Source organism: Nocardia sp. NPDC052001 (genome assembly GCF_040680615.1).
In the GTDB taxonomy this organism is placed as follows: domain Bacteria; phylum Actinomycetota; class Actinomycetes; order Mycobacteriales; family Mycobacteriaceae; genus Nocardia.
This window is the reverse complement of the sequence record NZ_JBFAXC010000018.1, coordinates 50,304-70,737: the sequence shown is the minus strand read 5'-3', so window position 1 is coordinate 70,737 and position 20,434 is coordinate 50,304. Positions and strand designations below refer to the sequence as shown.

Below are 20,434 nucleotides of genomic sequence, written 5' to 3'. Positions count from 1 at the left end.
GATCAGAGCACTCGGACGACGATGGCTTGACTCGACATCTGCGACCATTTGACCGTCGATCCCGTGTACGGGGCTTCGATGACCATTCCGTTGCCGGCGGCAAGCTGCACGTGTTCGGGTCCGCGCGAGCTGAACGAACCGGCGGGGAAGACCAGATCCCCGGGACGAGCCTCGGACACCGGAACCCGGACGCCGCTGTGGATCTGCTCGTAGGTGGTGCGCGGCAGGATCACCTCACCGTTCGACGCCTGGGCGATCGCGTACTGCGTCAGGCCCGAGCAGTCGAAGCCGCCGCCGCTGGGGCCGCCCGCTCCGCCACCGCCCCAGACGTAGCGGGTGCCGAGCCAATTGCTCGCCGCGAGAACGGCGTTGCTACCCGCGGTGCCGTCACCGGGAACTCGCGTGCGCCGCCGGGGACGTACCCGCGGTCGGCGGCGTCTCGGAGTGGCGGACCTGGTGGTGATGGCCTTCGGCGCGGCCGGTGGCATGATCTGCGCGGCGAGTTTGCGTGCGGCGACGGTATCCCGGTCGACCTGCTGGGTCGCGTTGGTGATGGTCGTCTGCACGGCATCCAGCAGCGCCGGACCGCTGAATCGGGTATCGCGAATACCGGCGATCGCCTGAATGCGCGATTGCAGGTCGGAAATCTGATGGGTGAGGTGATTTCGGCCGTCCGAGGTATTGCCCCCCGACACCGCGACCGCCTGTCGCACCACATTGTCCTTGCCCTCGTGCGAATCCGCGATCGACATATGCATCCCCCGCGCACCGGTGTACGCGGTTGCCGTGATGCCCGCGCCCTCACCCGTATCCCGTTCGAGCACACCCAGTCTCGCCATCTGTACCGGATCGGGAGAACCCGCTCCGTACAGGCCGAGCAATGACTTCAGCACCCCGCTCAGGTCATCGGCCAGAACCGTCGCCATTCGCGTCACCCGCCTTCGTGCCCACCGAGCGTCCGTCAAGTTCCCGATTGTCGTGCTGCCCAGCCGTTTCCGGGCAGCACGCGTTCGCGGATCGGCCATAGCCGTCCGTCGACTATGCATGACGGTCCGCCGCGCGCCTTCCCACCTCGGGGAACACCTGACAATGAATCAGATCAACAGGGAGGCGGGTGCCAGCGGCGATGACCACGGATGCGACGGATACGACCGACGCGGAGACCACAGCCGACCCGGCGACTATCTTCACTCTGCCGGGCGGAACGGACGACGCGCGAACACTTCCTGCCACGACGGACGGCGCCCGAACCCTGCCCGCCGACACCGATGACCTCGGCACGCCGATCGCGGCGCGCACGCTCCCGGCCAAAACCGGCCACGATCCGCGACCATCAGGGATCGGCAAGCACTACTGGACGATTCCGCGACTCCCCGTGCCCTCAGGCGCCTCGCCCGCGCTCAAGAGTTTCATCGCTATGGCCGAGGCCGCCCTGCAGACCGCTGTCGATCTGCTCGGCCGCGGAACGACATTCCCGCCGCCCCGGGTCGACGATCTGCTCACGACGGTCGTCTACAAGAACCTCGGTGAGGGTAAGGCCAACGAGCAGTATCAGAAGACGCTCGCGGCGGTCGACGCTCGCCAGGCCTCGCTGCTGACCATGGATGACAAGGTGCTCGACGTCGCCAATGTGATGTCGGCCGACAAGGATCGCACCTTGGCCGCGATCAAACATATGATCGCCGATCTGGTTGCCGTGCTGAGCAGGAAAACAGCCGCCAAGCTGCAACCCGCCGACGAAGTAAGCCTCATGGATACGATCGCCAAGACGATCGAGGAGGTCTACAAGCGGGTCACCAAGGTCGCCGAGGACAATCTGCGCATGTCGGGCGGCGGCAATGGCGGCAACCCCGGCGGCGGTGGCAACGGCGGTGGCGGTGGGAACTCCGGCGGTGGCGGGAACGGCGGTCAGCCGCAGCAGGGTGGCGGTGGCGGTGACAGCGGCGGCTCCGGACTCATGCAGGCGCTCATGATGATTCCGATGCTGGGCGCCAGTCTGCTGCCCTCGGCGCTGCAACTGGTCGACAAGATGAACGACAAGAACGATCGACACGACGATCGACACGACGGACCACCCCCCAACGGCGCACCACCGGGAGGAGTCCCGGGCGCACCCCCGGCACCGGGCGCCCAGGCCCCCAATTCCCCCGGTGTTCCGCCGCCCGGTGCGGCCGGCCCCGACTCGCCCGGCGCTCCCCCGCCCGGCGCGACCGCGCCAGGCGCACCGGGCGCACCGGGCGCACCGCAACCGGGTCCGGGCGGAGATCCGGCCACGACGGCTCAGCCTGCCGGAGCGTCGGTACCGGTGCCCGGCGCGCAACCCCCGCCGGGCGCACCTCCTGCTCCGCCGCCGCCCCCGCCCCCGCGCACGGGTTCCGCCGGAGCATGACGTCAGCGGGATAGCTTGCGCGGCAGGCTATCCCGTACTTGTTTCGGCGAAACTCCTTCCCAGCGACGGGAAGTCGCCCGCCATGCGGTGAAGCATGCTGGGGACAGGGCCGCCGACGAACGAGGACCGATGAGAGAACTTCACCCCGACGTGCGTGCGGGACTCGCGATGAAACGGGAGTTACGGCACCGCATCGACGAAATGCAGGAGCGGGCCGCCGAAATCGTCGCACGCCGTCCCTCTCCGTCCGGACTGGTCATACCCGAGGTCGATACACGTGGGCGACTCCGTGATCTCTATCTGGCGCCCGGAACATGCGACAGGTTCGACACTCACGAACTGATCGCCGAACTGATGACAGCCATTGTCGAGAGCACGGCCGACGCGAAGCGTAAGTACCACCTCACGATGAATGATCCGGCGCTGCTCCCGCGTCCGCTCGCCGAGGTCATGGGTGAGTGGCGTGTCAACGGGAGCGGTGGCTTCCAGGACCCTCAATTCGGGAAGACGAAAGAATGATGCGGACAGGACGGGCGGGAGGGATATCAGAGTATGGCCGACCACCTCATCGTCGAGCCCGATGACCTGCGACGCTCCGCGGAGCAACATCGGCTGATCGCGGCGGACCTTCGTAAATGGGGCAGGATCCCGCAGGACTGGCTCGACGAGTTCCCGAGCACCCACGGCACGATCGCCGACCCAATGTACGGGGCATTGGTCGACTATTACAACGATCGGCATGAGAAGGCCGAACGCCTCGCCAGCAGGAACGAGCAGACTCGCGACCAATTACTCAGGGCGGCAGAGGAACTCGAGCAACGCGATTACCAGAACCGACAGCAGATCAGCCGTGCCGGCGGCACCGGCTTCGATATCCCCCCGGATGGTGCGCACGGACCGGGTGCACCGACCGCTGCTCTCCCGGCGCCGATACCCGGGCCCATCTCGCCGTCACCGGTAAACCCCACCGTGCCCGGGCCGGTTCCGATGGCCCCGCCCGTACCCGGACAGATCACACCTGGCATGCCGTCGACATCGCCACCGGCCGTGTCGCCGGTCCCGAGCTCGGCACCCTCCGCCGGTCCGATTTCACCCGTGGGCGTAGGTACGTCGAGCGTTCCGATCGCACCCGTTGGTTCCGGTACGTCGGTGGGATCTCTATCGCCGCTGGGATCTACGAGTACCAACGGCCCTGCGATGAGGTCCGGAAGCATCCCGCCCGCGACCGGAGGCGCGGTCGCACCCGCTTCCCAGCAGATATCGACCACAGCCGGAACGCCCACACGCTCGGTGAGCGGTATAGGCACGCCGGCGATGACTGCGAATCCGATGGCTCCCGGTCAACGTGTGTTCACACCCGGACCGTCCGCTGGGCCGCCTCCCGGGCCGTTGTCCTCGGGCCCGCTCGCCGCGTCGGCACAAGCCGCGGCGGGCAAGTCCTCTCGACAGTCGCTGGTCGTTGGTGACACGGTGGACGCCGATCTCGTGCTCGCTCGCACGCTGCTCGCGGCAGTGCTTGCCGCCGTCGGCGATTCGGAGCCCAACATGGAATGGGCAACCGCGGTCGCGCAGACGCCCAGGGGACCTGTGTTGCTGTTGACCTCCACGGCAGGTCGCGGCTGGTTGCCCCCGGGGCTCTTCCTGCCGTCGGAGGTGATCGTCCCGTGGCGATGGTATTTCGCCTTCCGTGAAGCCGACCTACGGACCGCCTCGGCACTGGTGGGAAACGATGACCCCGCACAAACGCTCCTCGAGTTCCTCGCTATTGCGGGGCGAGGCTCGAATATTCGAGTCAGCGCACTGGCTTCGTCCACGAATATCGCCGACAGTCTGCGGAGAACGCTCACAATCGACACGGCCGTAGCCGATCGGGTGACGGCCGCCGGTGCCGACGCGGACTTGTCGCGGCCCGGCCCCGGGCTCGTCGACCGGCTCACGGCGGCAGGATCGGACGAATCATTACAGCGTGCGGAAACATTGTCCGACAGCGATATTCACTCGACTTGCCTCGAGTTTGTACATGCCGCAAAGGGTCAGGACCAGTTGCTGGAGGGCGCGACAACCTCGCACGAGGCCTTCATCGCGCGCCGGATCGATGAACTGCTGGAGTTGTCGACGCTCGTCCCGCCTACCCGCGCCACACTGCGCGACATGCTCTACACCTGTGACCAGATTGCCGACCACCCGCTGGGGTCGGAGCGATCTGCGGGCTCCTTCGACTCCGAAATGGAGAGGACCGGCTGATGGTGCCACCTGTCGATAAGGCGAAGATCGACGACATTGTCAAGCAAATGAAGAATGATTGCGACTCCCACTCGGGCGCTATGCCTTGGAACTGGGGATCAGATCCTTGGGGATTCACCGATAAACAGGCTGCGGACGCGGCCGAAAAGCTGAACAAGATGAACTCCGAAGAGTTTGCATATGCCTGGTCGCAGATGGACTATAAAAGCGACAATGGGTACTACAATCTCAAGACGAGCTTGTTCAACAAGGTACCTAAGGAAATCAGAGACGACCCGAAGTATGCGGATCTCCTGACATCGGTTCAGCATGACTATCCGAAAACGGTCATCGACGCCAAGAAGAAGGCGGAGGACGATGCCGATAAACCGGTTTTCGCGAAACACGACCCGGCCACCGGCGTCCCGGACTTCGGCAAACACATCGTCGAGGTGGTCCTGACAGCGCCGGACGGCGCCAGCGCGCAACTCGAAGCATTGGTACAGGACACCGAGTTCACGATGCAGTGGGACCTTGACTCGCTCGGTCTTCATACGCCCAAGACGGCTCCGCCCGAGTTCTCCCCGGTACTGGTAGCAGACGAGCGATATACCACCGTGAGTGGCTGGTCCGATATCAGAGCGGCGCACGAAACCCTGAAGGGGAAATTGGATGCGCGCCAAACCGAATATAACGGTCAACATAAAATAGCAACCGATGCTACCTTCGATACCGAAATAAAAGGAAAAGCACTCTTCACAGACCTGGTGGGCATGGTCGGAGAGGCCCAGAAGTTACTCGGCAAAACCTTGGACGGGTGGACCCGCGACGGCGATAAGCTGGTCAAGAAGATCAACCATCCCCATGACGAGCCAACCACACAGGTTCTGTTCGAGCGGAATACGTCGAAAAATGAACTCTACAAAACCCCCGAGGCGGACAACAACAAGTTCTTCCTCACGCCGGAAGCAGAACAAGAATACTATGTGAAGCCACTCAAGGATTTAGTTCTGAGATGGGATAAGAAGTACGCTGAGGCTGCCAAGGAGTTCTTGAAAGACGCCGAGAAGCTCCCGGCTCCCCCTGACACGCCCACGCCCCCACGCCCCCCGGCGCCGGGACCGACACCCGGACCCACACCCGGACCCCCGCCCGCCGCGACACCGAGTCCAGGTCCTGCCGTCACACCGGGTCCCGCGACTCCGCAGAATACCGACTACAGCGCGCTGTTCAAGGATGCGCTCGCGAACAGCCCCGACGGCCAGGCGACAACGCCGCCCGGTGCGGATGGCGCGACTCCTCCCGGCACACAGGGCACACAGCCCGGCACCACATCGACCGATACCAACAACAACCAGCAGGCTCTGGACGCGATTGACGCGGCGGAGAATCGCGTCCGGCAGAACGACAGTGTCACACCGGCCGTGTACAACCCCGGCACGAACGCGGGTGGATACAGCGGCGGTGGCAATGGCGGCGGGAATTCCGGTGGCGGATCGAGTTTCGATCCGAGCCAGCTCATGATGATGTCCGCGCTGCAGCAGGCAATGCAGAACCGGGACAAGGGCAATGGCGGAATGCAGGACGACCGGGGTGAACCGCGCCGCCCCCGCGACCCGAACGCTGTCAACCCGGCGGCCAACACACCCGGAGCACCCACGGCCCCGGGAGCACCGGGTGCGCCCGGGCAACCCGTGGTGACCGCCGACCAGACGACTCCCCCGCCGACCAATGCCAAGGGTCTGGTGAATGTCACGATTCCGGGCCTGAACGGAACCCAGCAGGTATCGACCGTGGTTCAGGACGCGCTCACGAAAGCGTTCAGCAACCCGGCCGGTTGCGACGCTCGCGCCGCGTACGACGGCGGTCCAGGACAATCCACACCGGGAATGCCGTGGAAGCAGATCTCCGACGCCGAACTCCGTACCGGCGATATCGCGCAGTGGGGCAACCGGACCGCCCTGGTGGTGATGACGGACAACGGACCGCAGATCATCCTCGACGGCAAACTCGGTCCGATGCAGGACGGCCATCTGGTGCAGTTCAATCCGAACAATCTGCCGGATTCACTCGGCGGCGAGTTCGGAAAGTTCGAAGGCTTCTTCCATCCGACGGGAGCAGATCTGAGCACCGACGGGCAGGCTCCGCCCCAGACGAAGCCCGAGGACCCACCCAAGGTCGCAGCACCCGCGGCGCCCGGTGTGGTGCCCGCGGCGACCCCTCCGACCCGTCCCAGCGGTGAGATCTGAGGATGGAACCGGCAACGGTCGCGGCCGACTTTCTCCTCGCCGCGGCCGAACTGCTCGGATTCGGAAATCGTCCCGAGCCCATGCGCGCCATACTGCGTAGTGCCTGCGGCGGACGGTTGACCGGCCGTGCCGCCGATGGGTTCCCAACCAGCACACTCTCGGTCACCGGTATCCCGTTCGAGGCCAGTGTGACCGGCGGCAGGGGGCGGGTTCACCCGGTCCTGCGCTATGTGGTGGAGGCCGGAACTCAGCACCCGGACTTCGGATCACGTCTCACCGCGCAGGTCGCAGCGATCGATGCCGTGACCGCAGCGATTCCGAATATCGTCGCGGCGGAGGCGGCTGGATTGAGATCCTTCGTCACCGCGCTGTATCCGAATCCGGCCGCGGTCGGCACGCGACATGGTTTCGCCACCTGGCTCGGAATCGCGCATCATGGCGACGGACCCGAAAGCAGGGTCGGCGTAAAGCTGTACGGAAGCCTGCTTGCGGTACCGGACGGGTTGCTCAGGCTGCGCGCTACCTTCCCCGAGTTCGCCGAATCGATCCTCGTTCCCGCACGCGACGCTTTCGTCGAACCTTACTTCGCCGCAATCGAAATCGACTCCAACGGCGGGTTCGCGCACAAGGTCTATTTCAGGGCTAGGTACGACGACGCGGCCACACCGATGAAACTGGTGCGGCACTTCGGCGATCCAGCATGGGAGGTGTTATCCGAAGTGGTTCGCTGCGGCGCGGACGCCGCCACCCTACATCAGTTTCCGATAGTGATCTGTACCGGACGACGCGGCGATGAGCCTATCTTTGCACTGCATCTCGGGCCGCATCGAGGCGGCGATCTGACCCCACTCGTACATGCGTTGGCGGTACGCCACCATGGCGGCACGGCGGCCTTGGACGCATTGACTTCGGCCTCCGAATCGGTCGGCGCCTCGTGGCGCTATTCGGTTGTCGGCCTGGGCTGCTCGCCTGATGGTGGCATCCGCAATGTGAATGTGTACGGAACGCCCATTTGGGACGCCGCCTGACACGTCACGGTGAAGGCTGGACGCCTCGCATCCGCCGGGATGGGTCGAGCATTCCGGCACGTCACCGGAATGCCCGATCCGTGCGCTACCCGTTCACACGATCATCGACCGGCGCCACCGTGACCCCGCTGGGCGGACCCGCGGTGATGGTCGGCGGCGCGACCCGGGTGGAGATGGTGTCGACCGTGGAGACCTGCTCCGCGGCGGTGGCGGCGGCAACGGGCTGTGCGGCGAACAGGGGGTGGCCCAGGATTTGTTCGTGGGCGTATACCGCGTCCCGCAGGCCCTGCCGGGTGGGCTGCTCGGCGAGCAGCAGGGTCAGTTCGGTGCAGCGGCGCTCGAAGACCATGGCGCGCAAGGTTTCCGCCTGATCCTCGATGCGCAGCTGCCCGAGGCTGACCCGGCCGGCGTCGACTCGGCGGGACAGCATGGTGGCCGCCAGCAGATCGTCGGCGTCGCGCAGGTCCTGCCACAGTTGTGCGGGCACCTGCTGGTTGTCGTGCAGCAGGGCGAGGACTCGACCACGGAGTGCCCGGGCTCCGGCCGCTTCGGCCGGGGTCGGGATGGTGCGGCCGACTTCGCCGTGCGCCTGTTCGGCCAGTTCCGTCCGTCGGCGGTGAATGGCCGAATCTGCCACCGCACCAACGCTTTCCAGCGCGGGAATTGACGCGGCGAGGGCTAGTCGGTCGGCGGTGCCGGGTCCGGGCGAGCGCAGATCGACGTCGTAGGCGGGCGGGACCATCCCCTCCACGGCGGTATCGGGCAGCTGCGCGCGCAGACTCGCGTCGATCGAGCCGGAGGACACCAGGGCGGTCAGCGTGGACTCGGTGGTGCCGCCCCAGGCGCGTGCGAACTCCGCGAGTATGCGCGCCGGATCGGCGACGCCCTCCCAGGGCCAGCTCTGCTCGGGGCCGAGCATGTCGTCCCACAGCCACGGGGTGGATACCTCGCGCGGCAGGTAGAGGCCGGCGGGAAGCCAACCGCGACCCTCGTTGCTGGTGATGAACAGGCCGATTCCACTGGGGCCGCGCATGACCGAGACGGCCCAGGCCAGGCCGATGATCGGCTCGTCCGCGGCGGCGAGCACCGCGGCGAGCAGTGTGCGGGCGATGACCAGATCCTCGTTGACGGCCTCGTTCACCACATTGGCGGGCCCGGTCTCCCGATCCTTGGCGGCGGCCACCGCCGCGGCGAACGGGGTCGGCACGATCGTCGGCACGGCATCGCCGGGCACACCGGTTCCGGCGGCCGAGGCATTCTGGGTCGCGTCCCCACCGGATCCGTTGAGGATCGGTGCGACGCCGGTGCCGGACGGAGCGGTGACCGCGCCGGGACGCGCCGAGTCGGCGGTGCTGCCGGGCAGCACGTCCCGCCCGGTGGTACCCGAACCTGTCGTATCCGGCGTCACGGAGGCGGCGGGTGCGATCGGTGCTCCCGATACACCGGGGGTGCCCGGTGCGCCGACGGGCGGCGGCTGATTGCCGGCGCCGGGTGTCCCCGGTGCGGATATCGGCGAGGTGTCCTGTCGCCCAGGCATATTCGCGTCGCTGCCGCCCGAGCCCGGTGGCATAGCGCCGGTATTGCCCGGATCGCCCGGGAACTGTCCGCCCGGCTGGGTCGGCTGTGGCGTGGGTGCGGGCATCGGCGTCGGCGCCGGGGATGGTGTTCCGGTGCTGCCCGGGTGGTCGCCGAGGGAACGACGGATCGCTGCCGCGCTGTCGCGATCGGAGCGCTCGTATTCGTCCGCCGAGGCGTTCAGTTCGTCCGCGGTGCGATAGTGCTGTGCCGCAAGGGCGTTGCCCGCTTCCTGCCTGGCCCTGTAGTAGTTCTTCAGCGCGTCGAGGACAGGGCTGGCGATGGTCCCGTAGGTGTGCGGAAAGGCTTCGAGCCAGTCCGACGGCGGCTTGGCCCACTCCACGGTGTCGTCACCGACCTTGCGGTGCTGCACCGCGAGTTGGCGGAGTACCGCAGGATCGATATGCACTCTCTCGACCACGTTGAATCGAACTCCCTTCCGCCCTCGGCGACTCGCACAATTGTCGAGCCTCCCCACCAATGGGAAGCCTTTACTGTTCTGTCCGAAGTCGGCGAACCCGGTTTCGCCTCAGACCATTCGGCGAGTTCGGTGGCATGCCCCGATGGGCCGGGGCATGCCACCGGCGTATGCCATATCGCCATCCCGCCGCAGGTCAATTGCTCACCCGCGGCGGGACCCGGGACTCCCCGGCCGCGGCAATGGCCGGATGCTCGGCGAGATGGGCGTGCAGGTACACCGCGTCTCGCAGGCATTGCCGATCCGGGGTCTGCGCCAGCAGCAGCACCAATTCGTCGCAGCGGCGCTGCAATTGGATGGCACGCAGCACGGCGGGTTCGCCGCTCTGCTCGAACCGCAACTCCCCCAGCGGAATTCGACTCACGTCCAATCGCTTCGACACCGTGCTCGCCGCGAGCAGGTCATCGGCATCGCGCAATTCCTCGAACCACTCGTCCGGCACCGGGGCGCGGTTGCGCAGGGCCGCGAGGATGCGCTGGCGCAATGCGGGAGTCCCCATGGCGTGCAAGGGATCCGGTATCGCCCGGGCGACCCGTGCGTGCGCGTCCCGCGCGAGTTCGGTGCAGCGCAATCCGATTGTCGGCTCCTGTACCGCCATGACCCGGTCGAGCAGCCGCGATGACGCGGTGACCTCCAGGCGATCTCGCCGATCCGGAGCGGGCACACCGAGATTCAACTCCGGCGACGGGCCGACCCCGCCCTCGAATCGCACCGACGGCAGCGCCGCGCGCAGGATCGGATCGATCACCAGGGACGAGGCCACCGCCGAGACCTCGGCCCCGGAGGTACGCCCCCAGGCCCTGCCGAACTCCACGAGCACGCGGGCCGGATCGGCCACACCCTCCCAGGCCGCGTCGCGCGCCGCCTGCCACACCCAGGGGGTCGATACGGTGCGCGGCAGATACAGGCCCGCGGGGAGCCACCCGCGGCCCTCGTTCGAGGTTACGAAGGCACTCACACCGCTGGCGTGGCGGGTCACCGCCACCGCCCAGGCGGGCGCGATCGGTGAGCAGTCCACGACCGCGAGGATGCTGCGCAACAGCGTGCGGGCGAGCGCCGAATCGCCGTCCACGCGATCGCCGAGTACGAAGGACGGTGCGGCAGCGGCGGCCATCGCCGCGCCCACCGCCGCCTGGAACGCCGACGAATCATGTTCGGGCGCGGCGTGTTCGGTGGTCTCACGCTGCTCGGGTCGACCGGTGCGGTTTCGCGACGCGTGGTCGCCCGCGGGTGCGGACACGGTGCCACTGCCCGGGGGAGAGGATGGCGATGACGACGTCACGCCACCCGGTCCGGCGACCTGACCCGGCCGAGGCGCATTGTTCGCCGCACCGCCTGCCGCAGGACCGGCACCGGTCCCCGGGCTCGCACTGTTCCCCGCGCCCGTACCGGTCTGCGCTGAAATCGGCTGCGCCCCCGCACCTTGCGGCGACGCCGATGCGCCCGCCGGGGCCGGGCCGAACGGCAGGAATGGTATCGGCCCGCCCGCTCCGGCCGGACCACCGAGTGCGGGGTCACCCGCGCTCACCGGGCTCGCATCGGACAGATCATGGCCGGTTGTGCCCGAATTCGAGTCGGTTCGCGAATCCGCGGACCCGCCTGTCGATTTCGCGCTGTCACTAGAGTTCGAAGCCGAATCCTCGGTGCCGGTGCGGTCGGAACGAGCGGATCCGCCGACCGAGTCCGCCGCCGCTCCGGGCGTATGGGTGTCACCACCGGAGTCCGCCACCGCGTCATTCGATGAGTAGTGCGGCGGTGCGGTCACATTCGGGATTCCTCCGAGGAATCCCGGGTTCGCGCCCGGCATGCCCGGCTGTGGCGTCGGCGGGCGGTACCCGGGTGCATCACCCCAGTTCGCGCCGCCACCGCCACCGCCGTGGTCGACCGGTGCCGGCGGGCGCTCGTTCCGATTCGGGTCCGGGACAACTGCCGTACCGGGTGGCACCGTGCTCGGGCGATCGGCATCGGTGTCCGCATCCGCATCCGGCGGGCCCCCCGGTTTCGCGCCCGGCAGGGATCCGTCCCCGGTGGGATCCATGGACGGAACGGGATTTTGATTCGGATGCGGTTGCGGCACAGTCGATCCGGGGCGGCCGTGGTCGGGTCCGCGCGGATGCCTCGGTCCCGGCCGGGCGGGCCCTGCGGGTCGGCCCGGTCCGCCCGGGCCCCAGTGTGGCTGCCAACCGTTCCCGGCTTCATCCATGCCGGGTATACCGAGCAGGTCGGCGATAGCGGACAGTTCCGGAAAACCCTGCGGCCCAGCCTGTTGTGTCGCCCGCGCCATCACCGCGGCGACCTCATCGCGAGCATTGCGAACGATCCGGTCGATCCGCGCCAGCCGATCGTCGCGCTCGTCCTGGGTCTCATCCTGCTGAGCTCGCAGACCGTTGATGCCCGCCACGGCCGAGTCGAGAATGTCGAGAATGCGCGCGCAGGTACGGCGCACCAATTGCGCCATCTCCCCGAACAGATCGGCGGCCAGGTTCAGCACATCGGTCAGCGCCCACAGTCTGCCCTGCTCCACCCGCAATGCGTCCTGCGCCGGTTGCAGTGCGGCACTGATCCGGATGTGCTCGTCGAAGGCGCGGCGGGCCTGCTCGAACGCGGTGACATCCATTTCCGCCGCACCGGCGCGTGCGGCGGATTCCAGTGTGCGCCAAGCCCCTTCTTCGATGCCGGGCCAGTTGTCCCCGACGATGGCATCCCAGTAGGGGTTCTCGTACTGCGGCCGCATCGGGGAGGGTCAGGCCTGGTCGTGGGTTCGGCGCACCACGGTGCGGCCGTGGTTGTCGGTCGTGGTCAGGGCGTGCGCGGCCTGCACGATGAAGTGGTGTGCGGCGCTCGAACCTCGGCTGTCCGAAGTGACCGCGGTGGTGCAGCCGGTCTTGACCCAGTGCAGTACGCCCAGCAGCGCGGTATCCAGTTCACACCGGGCCGTGCCCTGCGGGGTGAGACCGGCGATCGTGGTCCCCGCGCGGCCGGTCACGGCGGCGGCCGCGGCCGTCGCACGTCCGGCGGCCGCGATGATCTCGTCGGGCTCATCGATATCGAGTTTGCGGGTCACGTTGCGATCCTGTCCGTGAATCAGCGCCTGGCCGTGCCGAATTCGGCGGCTTCGGCGGCGCGGTAGGAGGCTTCGGTCGGCAGATCGAAGGAGTCGATGGTGTGCGAGAGGGTCCCGTTGTATTCCATCTCGGCGCGCAGCGCGACCCGTGATTTCAGGTGTGCCAACCGGGCCAGCCGCAGGATCTCCGCGGCCAGCCAGGCATCGCCGTTGTCGCGGGCCTCATCGGTGATGTGCAGACCGATGATCTCGCCGTCCCGGTTACACGCCGCGCCCGCGGTGTGATCGGGGTTGAAGACTTCGTGCGTCATATTCCGCCAGTCCGGGGCTTGCGGTTGCGCCGCGTCGTAGGCGTCGAAGTCGTCGTCCATGGGTGCTCCTGTCGAAAGATGTTCGGGGCGAATTCCGTTGTCAATCCGCCGGTTCGAGCTGGGCGGTGAGCGCGGCCCAGGTGAGGTCGCCGATGCCGAGCACGTGGCGCAGCTGCCAGAAGCGGTTGCCCAGATACAGCTCCGCGCTGCCGTCCTCGGCCACATCGAGCTGTTCGGCTCCGTCGTCGGCGGGGCCGAGGTTGATGGTGGTCACCGGAGGTCGCTTATCGTCCACCATGAGCAGGGTGCCGCCACCCGGGATGAACGTGAATCGGCAGCGATTGCCCGCCGGGATCGCCAGATCCGCGCTGTTGGTGGTGATGGTGACCTCCGGATCGAGCAACAGCTGCGCGACCCAGGCTCGCGCGGTGGTCTCGGGACGGTCGGCGTGGATACCCAATGTCGGCAGTGCGGCCAAATCCAGCACGAGCACCGATTCGGTGGCGGTGAGCCCAACCACGACAAGGCGTTTCGCGGTTCCGGACGGTGGCGGCAGATCGTCCGCCGCCAGCGTGAGCACATCGGTTCCGGGGCCGGTGACCGCGGCGGGAAAGGCGGTCACGGTGCCGGTGGCGACCTCCACGGTGAAGGCGACGATGGGGCTGGGCGCGGTGGTGCCGACGACGGCCAGGCGCGCCAAACCCTCATCGTGCAGCCACTGCACGGTGTCCGCCACGGTGACCGCCGGTTCGGTCTCGGTGTTCGACTCGAGTTCCGCGCCGGTCATGCCGATTTGCTCGCCGGAGCATCCGCGGTCACTGTTTCCGGCCACGGCTCCACATCCATGATGACCTGGTACTGACGTCCGGCGTCGGCGGTGCTCTCACCGATGGCGGCCATGATCTCGGCGACCAGTTCGGCATTGCCGAACCGCGCGGTGGTGCCGGGCGCGAAGTAGAGATCGGTGAGGCGGCCCATGGCATCGACCTCCGGCACCACCGCCCCGCTGGGGGAGGGCCGGCGCGCGCGGATGCCGTTGATCCGTTCGCGCAGATCGGCGATGCGATGCCGCAGATCGCGCGCAGCGTCCAGGGCGGCCTGTACATCGGGGTGAATATCGGTCATACGGAGCCTCCGGGATTGGTCGGCGCCTGATTGGCATGGGCCGGCGTCGGGGGTGTCACGGTCGGGGCGATGGTGGGCTTCTCACCGATCACCGCATCGGTATGGGGTGTGTCGTCGACGTACATGAGGCGGTCCGGATGCCAGGCCACCACGCGATTGCGGTCATTCCCACCACCGGCTCCGCCGGGACCGCCCATACCCGCGCCCATCGGCATGTACGGCATGTACGGGGAACTGCCCGCGCGGGCAGCCGGATTACCGGCGGACTGACTCGGCAGCGCATCGATGACGGGCGCGCGCGGCAGGCCCGAATTGCCAAGTGCCGCAGTAGCGCTGACGCCCGGCATGGGTGCGACGTTGTAGGTGGTCAGATCGGGGACACTCGGCGAACCGGGATCTCCGCCACCCCCGGGGCTGCCGCCACCACCGGTGAACATCGGCAGTTCGGGCAATTGATCGGACGGATAATCGTCCGGGTACTCGAGCCCGGCGTCGGGATCGTCCGTCGAATTGTTCTGCGACAGTGAGCTCGCCGAATTTGTGAGACTGCTCAGCAGAGAAGGCAGCATCGACATCATCGCGGTGCTGCTCTGATCCCCCTGGCCACTCCCCTTGTTTCCTCCGGAGCCGCCGTCGGTACCGCCCGGTGTGCCGTCGCCGGGCTTGCCGGTTCCACCGGGCGCGGGCAGCGTCTTGCTGATTTCGCCGGTGTAATCCGCGTGGGTCTGTGCCGAAAGCCCATTCTGCTCATTGAATTCCGCGAGCGCCTGTGCCAGTGCGACCTCGTCCTTGGACCGCATGGCGGTGAGCAGGCGCTTCCGTGTGGCCAGGATTTCCTGAGGTGTCGGGTGCCGGTCCTTGGCGGCCTGGAACGCATTGGCATAGTCGTCGACATTGGCGGCGAGAGTGCCCATGCTGCTGCCGATATCGCTGAGCTGACGACCGTAGTTGTTCAGGTGCTGGGCCACCGTCGTGCCTACCGGCGTCCAGTTGTTCATGACAGGTATCAGGCTCTCGAACCCGGCGACGGCCTCGCGGTGCGGACCGTCCAGGTACTGCCGAATGGAACTCGCGAAAGCCCGCGCTGGACCCGGACCCGGCCCGGCGCGCAGTTGCTGCGCGAAGGTGAGCGGATCGACGGCGGGTGCGCTTCCGACCGGAGGCGGTGGTGCCTGGCGCAATCCGTAGGGCGGCATCTTGGGCACCGGGTTGGTGACCGTCTCCGCACCGGCACCGGCGATCTTTCGCCCCCCGGCATCATCGGCCAGGGTGTATTCGACCGCGGAGGAACCGATCTGGTAGGCGTGCGGCCCCGCCCGGTTGGCGATACCGATCAACGAGTTGAACGCCGACTCCGCGTGCGCGGTGTGGAACGCCGAGGCGACCGTGGACTGCAGGTCGGCCCCCGCGGGTGTCACCCACCCGGTCGGCAGTCCGGCATGAGCCTGTTCGACCAACCGCCACAGCTTGGCGGCGGCCTCGACCAGCTCCCCGGGGTCGACGTTCATTGCCATATCGGAGTCCCTTCCGCCCGCCCCGTACTCAGCTCGCCGGAGCCGCGACCACCGGCATAGGTGCTGCGGGAGCACCGATCCCGGGTGCCGGGCCGTCGCCGTGCTTGGCGCTGGTTCCGGTGATCTCGATACCGCGCGGATGCGCCCAGCCCACGAGTTTGCCGAGATCGCCTGTCGTCTCCGAGATCTGGTCCGGATACCTCCGCAATTCGCCATTGACGATGAGATCCAGCGACGCATCGCCTTCGGATCCCATCGCACGCACGATCGCGACCATATCCGGGCTCTCCCAGATGCCGACATCACCGGTCATCAGCTGACTCGGGTCGACCCGATCGCCAATCTGCTTGGTATCGGACCACTTTGCCGTGGTGTCCGCGTAGGCGGCCTGCGCATCGGTGCCCTTCTTGTTGCCGAACGCCTTGTCCAGCGCCTTGGCAACGATGACCGACACCCGCTGGGTCTTGCCGTCGGGGAACGGATAGTCCACTCCCCCATCGGCATCCGGGGCGAGAGGCGCCGGAGCGGCGGGTTGCGCCGGAGCGGGTTTGTCCGTGGGAGCGACAGAAGTGGTGGTCGTCGAGGGTGGCGTGGTCGCGGGGGTCTGCGGCGTCGCGGCAGGCGGATTCGCCTGCATCGGAACCGCGTTCTGGGGGTACTGGTTGTACGGCTCCTCGTAACGGTTGTACCGATCCGGATCGGCCTGGAACCGATCGTTCATGTTCGGCATCATTCCGCTCAGCAACGACGGCAGCATCATGCTCATCGGGTCCATACCGCTGGAAATAGGCGAAGCGTTGCCCATGTTCGGATATTGATTCGGCATGGAATTGGGCGGCGTGGTGTCCGGCAGCTTGCCGTTCCCGTTGTCCGACGGCGGATTGTCCGGCGTGCTGGGCGGTTTGGTGGGGTCCGGCGTCGGTGGTGTCGTCGGATCTGGTGTGGGTGTGACCTTCGGAGGCTGATTCGTGTTGCCCGGGTTCAGGAGTCCGGGATCGATATTGGGTGGCTTCCACTGGGAGCCATCACCATTGCCGGTGCCTCCGGGCGGGGTCCCCGGCGGAGTGCCGGGGGGTACGCCGGGCGGCGTTCCGGGCGGATCACCGGCCTTCGCGTCGAGCTGGGCCTGCAGCTTCGCGATTTTGTCGTTCTGTTCCTGAATCGTTTTCGCGGCGGCGTCGATATCGCCCTTCGCCCCCTGCATCTCGGTCTTGGCGTTGTTCACGATGGTGGCGAGGTTCTCCGTCACCTTCGTGATCATTTCCATGACCTTCTGATTCTCGTTCATCGGCTCGATCGGAGGCTTCGACGCCTCTCCCGCCCACTCCAGAATCAACGTATTGATGTTCTGTTGCGCTTTCATCGCACTGAGCGCCGTATCTTGAACCGCCGGCGTGACAAGCGCATTCGCCGCCTGGAGGTTGTTGAACGAATTATTGAGACTCACCACCAGAGACTGATAATTCGTAATCCCTTTGCTGTCCATTCCGGAGAGCGAGAACGGTTCTATCTTCGCGGGAGCTGTTTTGGTCGGCGCCGCGGTCCTCGGTTCGTCGCCGAACCCCTTGAAGGCGGTCAAGAACGTCTTGGGCAATGTGCGGTAACCCTGTTCGAGAACAGGTGCGACCCAGAACCGCTCCGGATAGGGCGGGTTATGGGTCTTCATCGCCGCGGTATCGGGCATGTATATAGGTTGCATATCCACTGCACACCACCCTGATATCTATTGCGCGAACACAGGTGTCACGCGATCGCGATTGTCGGAATGGTGCTGAATTGAGGTTGACCGCCACCACCGCCGCCACCGCCACCGGAATCTCCACCGGAGAAGCCCATCGAACTGAGCTTGTTGCTCACGTAACCAGCCGCCAGACCGGACGTCGCAATTCCTGTTTTCATCCGGGTGACGTTGCCGACCATCGCGTATTCTCTGCGCTCGGCGAGTGTCAATACCTTCAACGGTGCGGTCCAGCCCTGGAACCCGTCCTTGACACCGCTGATCAAGTTCTTGACACCACCCTTGATGAGACCACTTTCCGCGCCGCCGAAGACACCGCCGATACCACCGCCCAGCACGCCGACCGCCGCTCCGGTCACTGCGGATTCGGTCCAGCTTTTGCCCTCACCCCAGTGACTCCACAGGGTTTGGGCGGCACCGCCGAGTAGTCCGGCGGTGAGTGGGCCGCCGCCGAGACCGAATCCGACGGCGGTCGCGCCACCGACGATCACAGCGCCGATCGCGCTCTTCCACCAGCTCATACTTCACCTCACCGAATCCGGAAAGCCGCTACACCCGTTCGAATCAGCGACCGCTACTCGCGGAATGGCTTTGCGGCCAAACATGTCTCGGGCTCCTGTCGCGCTGTCGATTCTCCGGGATTCCCAACCGTGGGAAGTGCGTCGGACCGGGCCAGCCAACGCAGCAGCGACATGATCTCCACCTCCGGCCCCAGGGCCGCATACAGATGTGCGGCGACCTCCGCCCGGTCGTCCAGCACGGCGGAATATGTCTCGCCGAATATCTTCGAGGAGGCCAGGCGTAACCCGGCCCAGGCTTGCGGCCGCAACGGGTCGACACGGAGTTCACGGCTGTAGAGCGCCATCGCCTCGCTGAGGTACCCGGCGCGGTACGCGCGATCGCCTTCCGGCGGCACATCCGTTGTCGTATTCGGCAGTGCGGGGGCGAATTCCGCTTCGGTGACCAGATGCAATCGGCGATATCGAGCGGGAATGCGCTGTTCGTCAGCAGGAACCGAGGACCGCGATTCGACATCGGATGACCCACCCCTGTCCCACCGCGCCACCAGCTCGGCGATTCCGCGCGGATCGGGTTCGAGATCACGGATCCGCAGGAATGTGCGGTACGCGGCCGCCAGTTCATCCGTCGGCGCCTGAACCGAGTCGAGATTCGTTGCGCTGTGGTCGATCTGGCGTACCGGGGCGGGCATGGTCAAACTCCTGTGATCGTTCCGGGTTCGGGAGAGGCGGATACCGCGGTGAGCGTGGCATCGAGATCAGTTCGTATCCGGTTCTCGATATGGGTAATGAGCTTCTTCAGGTCGGCGCAGTACACCGACGGATTGCGGAATCCCTCGCCGGCTCGATAGCGGTGCACGTAATGACCGCCGCCGCAGATAGTTTGGATCGGGCACCCGCGGCAGACCGGACCCAGGGCCGTTGCCCCGATCTGGCGCGCCATCACCGAGGGATCCCACATAGCCATATCGAGCGGGTTGCCCTCGCCACGCACCGGAATCCGGGCGGCACCTTCGAAGGCCGATTTCAATTCGTCTACCTGCTCGAGCGAGCCGTCGGTTTCGACCACGGCGAGCCGAATCGGCCCGAGACCCACTAGCTCCGAGGTGGCGCGGCCGCCCAGTAATAGGTCGATGATATCTCCGAAGAGCCGGACCCCGGTCTCGCGCTCGGGGGCGGCATACCACCTGTCGAAGATCGCGATCAACCAGTCGCCGTATGGAGTCCGGGTCTGATCCGCCCCGCGTTCCGGTGGCGGTGTAGTCCAATTCCCCTGAGGCAGAAGGAAGTCCACCAGCGGCGGCTCGAACAGCAGCAGCGACTCATAGGTCCGGATGGGATCGTTTCGCACGTCGATGGTGCACAGCAGTCCGGAGAACAGGTGCCGATGCCTGGGCTCCAGCAACTGCTCCAGCCCGGCGACGACCCGTGCGTAGCTGCCGCGCCCGGCACGGTCGAAGCGGTGCCGATCATGTTCGGGTTCACCGCCGTCCAGGCTCACACCGATCTTGACGTTCCACCGTTCACAGATCCGGAGCACATCCTCGTCTATGAGCACACCATTGGTCTGCAACGCCAGCCGGAGCCGCACCACCGGGTCCAGTATCTCGCGGGCGGTGCGTGCGAAATACTCGAGATCGCTGGTACCGACCAGCAGCGGTTCGCCGCCGTGCAGCACGAGATTGACCGCGGGCAGCGCATAGCCGACGGCATGATCCTTGATCATCTCGCATGACTCCCGAAATATGCTGCGCGACATTGCCTTTGGTTTTGTCAACCAGCTCTGATCCGCCATCTCGTAGACGTAGCAGTAGTCGCAGGCGAGGTTGCAGCGGCCGTGGATCTTGACGATGAACTCGTTGAACGGTTTGGGGCGCCAGCCGCCACGGCGGAGCTCGGCGAAGTCGAGACCCCAATCACGCCAAGGTAATTCGCTGATGAACTGCTCCACCGATATCGGTCCTCTCATGCCGCGCGAAAGTACGACGATTGCGCAGTGTGGATTGATCCGTCGTCGGCAGCGCCGGAATCAGAGGAGGCCGGATAGATCGACGCCATGCCGGGCGTCGTAAACCCTAGCCCAGCAGCCATATTCGTTGCGCGCACGGCTTCCCAAGACTGGGAAATGATCGATAGGGAAGGCCTTTCGCGCGGCCTGTTCGAGCACGACCGCCGAGCCAACGGATAGTTAAGCGAAAGTGAATAGGCGGTAAGCAAAACGC

General features: G+C 66.4%; 17 protein-coding genes. 5 read left to right on the top strand and 12 right to left on the bottom strand.

Annotated features, from left to right (window positions below; all coding sequences use genetic code 11):
* Positions 1-2: 2 nt before the first annotated feature.
* Positions 3-926: a C40 family peptidase gene (locus AB0L82_RS41020; RefSeq protein ID WP_364650029.1), complete on the bottom strand. Its 924-nt coding sequence runs from the start codon at positions 924-926 to the stop codon at positions 3-5.
* Positions 927-1,126: 200 nt separating this feature from the next.
* On the opposite strand from AB0L82_RS41020, the gene AB0L82_RS41015 reads away from it, so the two are divergent.
* From AB0L82_RS41015 to AB0L82_RS40995, 5 genes are all read left to right on the top strand, one after another.
* Positions 1,127-2,389 carry a hypothetical protein gene (locus AB0L82_RS41015; protein WP_364650026.1) on the top strand — a complete coding sequence of 421 codons (1,263 nt, stop codon included), beginning with the start codon at positions 1,127-1,129 and terminating at the stop codon, positions 2,387-2,389.
* Positions 2,390-2,518: 129 nt separating this feature from the next.
* Positions 2,519-2,908: a hypothetical protein gene (locus AB0L82_RS41010; protein ID WP_364650023.1), complete on the top strand. Its 390-nt coding sequence runs from the start codon at positions 2,519-2,521 to the stop codon at positions 2,906-2,908.
* 33 nt (positions 2,909-2,941) lie between these two features.
* Positions 2,942-4,633 (top strand): type VII secretion target, encoded by a 1,692-nt coding sequence (locus tag AB0L82_RS41005; protein ID WP_364650020.1) that lies wholly within the window; start codon positions 2,942-2,944, stop codon positions 4,631-4,633.
* Positions 4,633-6,861, top strand: coding sequence for a hypothetical protein (locus tag AB0L82_RS41000; RefSeq protein ID WP_364650017.1), 2,229 nt, complete (start codon positions 4,633-4,635; stop codon positions 6,859-6,861). The genes AB0L82_RS41005 and AB0L82_RS41000 overlap by 1 nt, the downstream gene beginning before the upstream one ends.
* 2 nt (positions 6,862-6,863) lie before the next feature.
* On the top strand, positions 6,864-7,889 hold the full coding sequence (locus AB0L82_RS40995) for a hypothetical protein (protein WP_364650014.1): 1,026 nt from the start codon (positions 6,864-6,866) through the stop codon (positions 7,887-7,889).
* Positions 7,890-7,974: 85 nt separating this feature from the next.
* Here AB0L82_RS40995 and AB0L82_RS40990 read toward each other — a convergent pair whose 3' ends face one another.
* The 11 genes from AB0L82_RS40990 to AB0L82_RS40940 all read right to left on the bottom strand — a co-directional run bounded on the left by AB0L82_RS40990 (position 7,975) and on the right by AB0L82_RS40940 (position 20,181).
* On the bottom strand, positions 7,975-9,885 hold the full coding sequence (locus AB0L82_RS40990; protein WP_364650011.1) for a type VII secretion target: 1,911 nt from the start codon (positions 9,883-9,885) through the stop codon (positions 7,975-7,977).
* Positions 9,886-10,078: 193 nt separating this feature from the next.
* On the bottom strand, positions 10,079-12,676 hold the full coding sequence (locus tag AB0L82_RS40985) for a hypothetical protein (protein ID WP_364650008.1): 2,598 nt from the start codon (positions 12,674-12,676) through the stop codon (positions 10,079-10,081).
* Between the two features lie 9 nt (positions 12,677-12,685).
* Positions 12,686-13,006 carry a hypothetical protein gene (locus AB0L82_RS40980; RefSeq protein WP_364650005.1) on the bottom strand — a complete coding sequence of 107 codons (321 nt, stop codon included), beginning with the start codon at positions 13,004-13,006 and terminating at the stop codon, positions 12,686-12,688.
* Positions 13,007-13,026: 20 nt separating this feature from the next.
* Positions 13,027-13,377, bottom strand: coding sequence for a hypothetical protein (locus tag AB0L82_RS40975; protein ID WP_364650002.1), 351 nt, complete (start codon positions 13,375-13,377; stop codon positions 13,027-13,029).
* A 40-nt stretch (positions 13,378-13,417) separates the two neighbouring features.
* Positions 13,418-14,104, bottom strand: a complete 687-nt coding sequence (locus tag AB0L82_RS40970) for a hypothetical protein (protein WP_364649999.1) — start codon at positions 14,102-14,104, stop codon at positions 13,418-13,420.
* Positions 14,101-14,442 carry a hypothetical protein gene (locus AB0L82_RS40965; protein ID WP_364649996.1) on the bottom strand — a complete coding sequence of 114 codons (342 nt, stop codon included), beginning with the start codon at positions 14,440-14,442 and terminating at the stop codon, positions 14,101-14,103. The genes AB0L82_RS40970 and AB0L82_RS40965 overlap by 4 nt, the downstream gene beginning before the upstream one ends.
* Positions 14,439-15,956, bottom strand: coding sequence for a PPE domain-containing protein (locus AB0L82_RS40960; protein WP_364649993.1), 1,518 nt, complete (start codon positions 15,954-15,956; stop codon positions 14,439-14,441). Before AB0L82_RS40960 ends, AB0L82_RS40965 begins: the two co-directional genes overlap by 4 nt.
* Positions 15,957-15,984: 28 nt before the next feature.
* The gene (locus tag AB0L82_RS40955; RefSeq protein WP_364649990.1) at positions 15,985-17,640 is read right to left on the bottom strand and encodes a hypothetical protein; all 1,656 of its coding nucleotides are present in this window, start codon (positions 17,638-17,640) and stop codon (positions 15,985-15,987) included.
* 59 nt (positions 17,641-17,699) lie between these two features.
* Complete coding sequence (locus tag AB0L82_RS40950) at positions 17,700-18,215, bottom strand: hypothetical protein (RefSeq protein WP_364649987.1); 516 nt, start codon at positions 18,213-18,215, stop codon at positions 17,700-17,702.
* Positions 18,216-18,268: 53 nt separating this feature from the next.
* Positions 18,269-18,904, bottom strand: a complete 636-nt coding sequence (locus tag AB0L82_RS40945; protein ID WP_364649984.1) for a hypothetical protein — start codon at positions 18,902-18,904, stop codon at positions 18,269-18,271.
* A gap of 2 nt (positions 18,905-18,906) precedes the next feature.
* The gene (locus tag AB0L82_RS40940) at positions 18,907-20,181 is read right to left on the bottom strand and encodes an FxsB family cyclophane-forming radical SAM/SPASM peptide maturase (RefSeq protein WP_364649981.1); all 1,275 of its coding nucleotides are present in this window, start codon (positions 20,179-20,181) and stop codon (positions 18,907-18,909) included.
* Between the last annotated feature and the right edge of the window lie 253 nt (positions 20,182-20,434).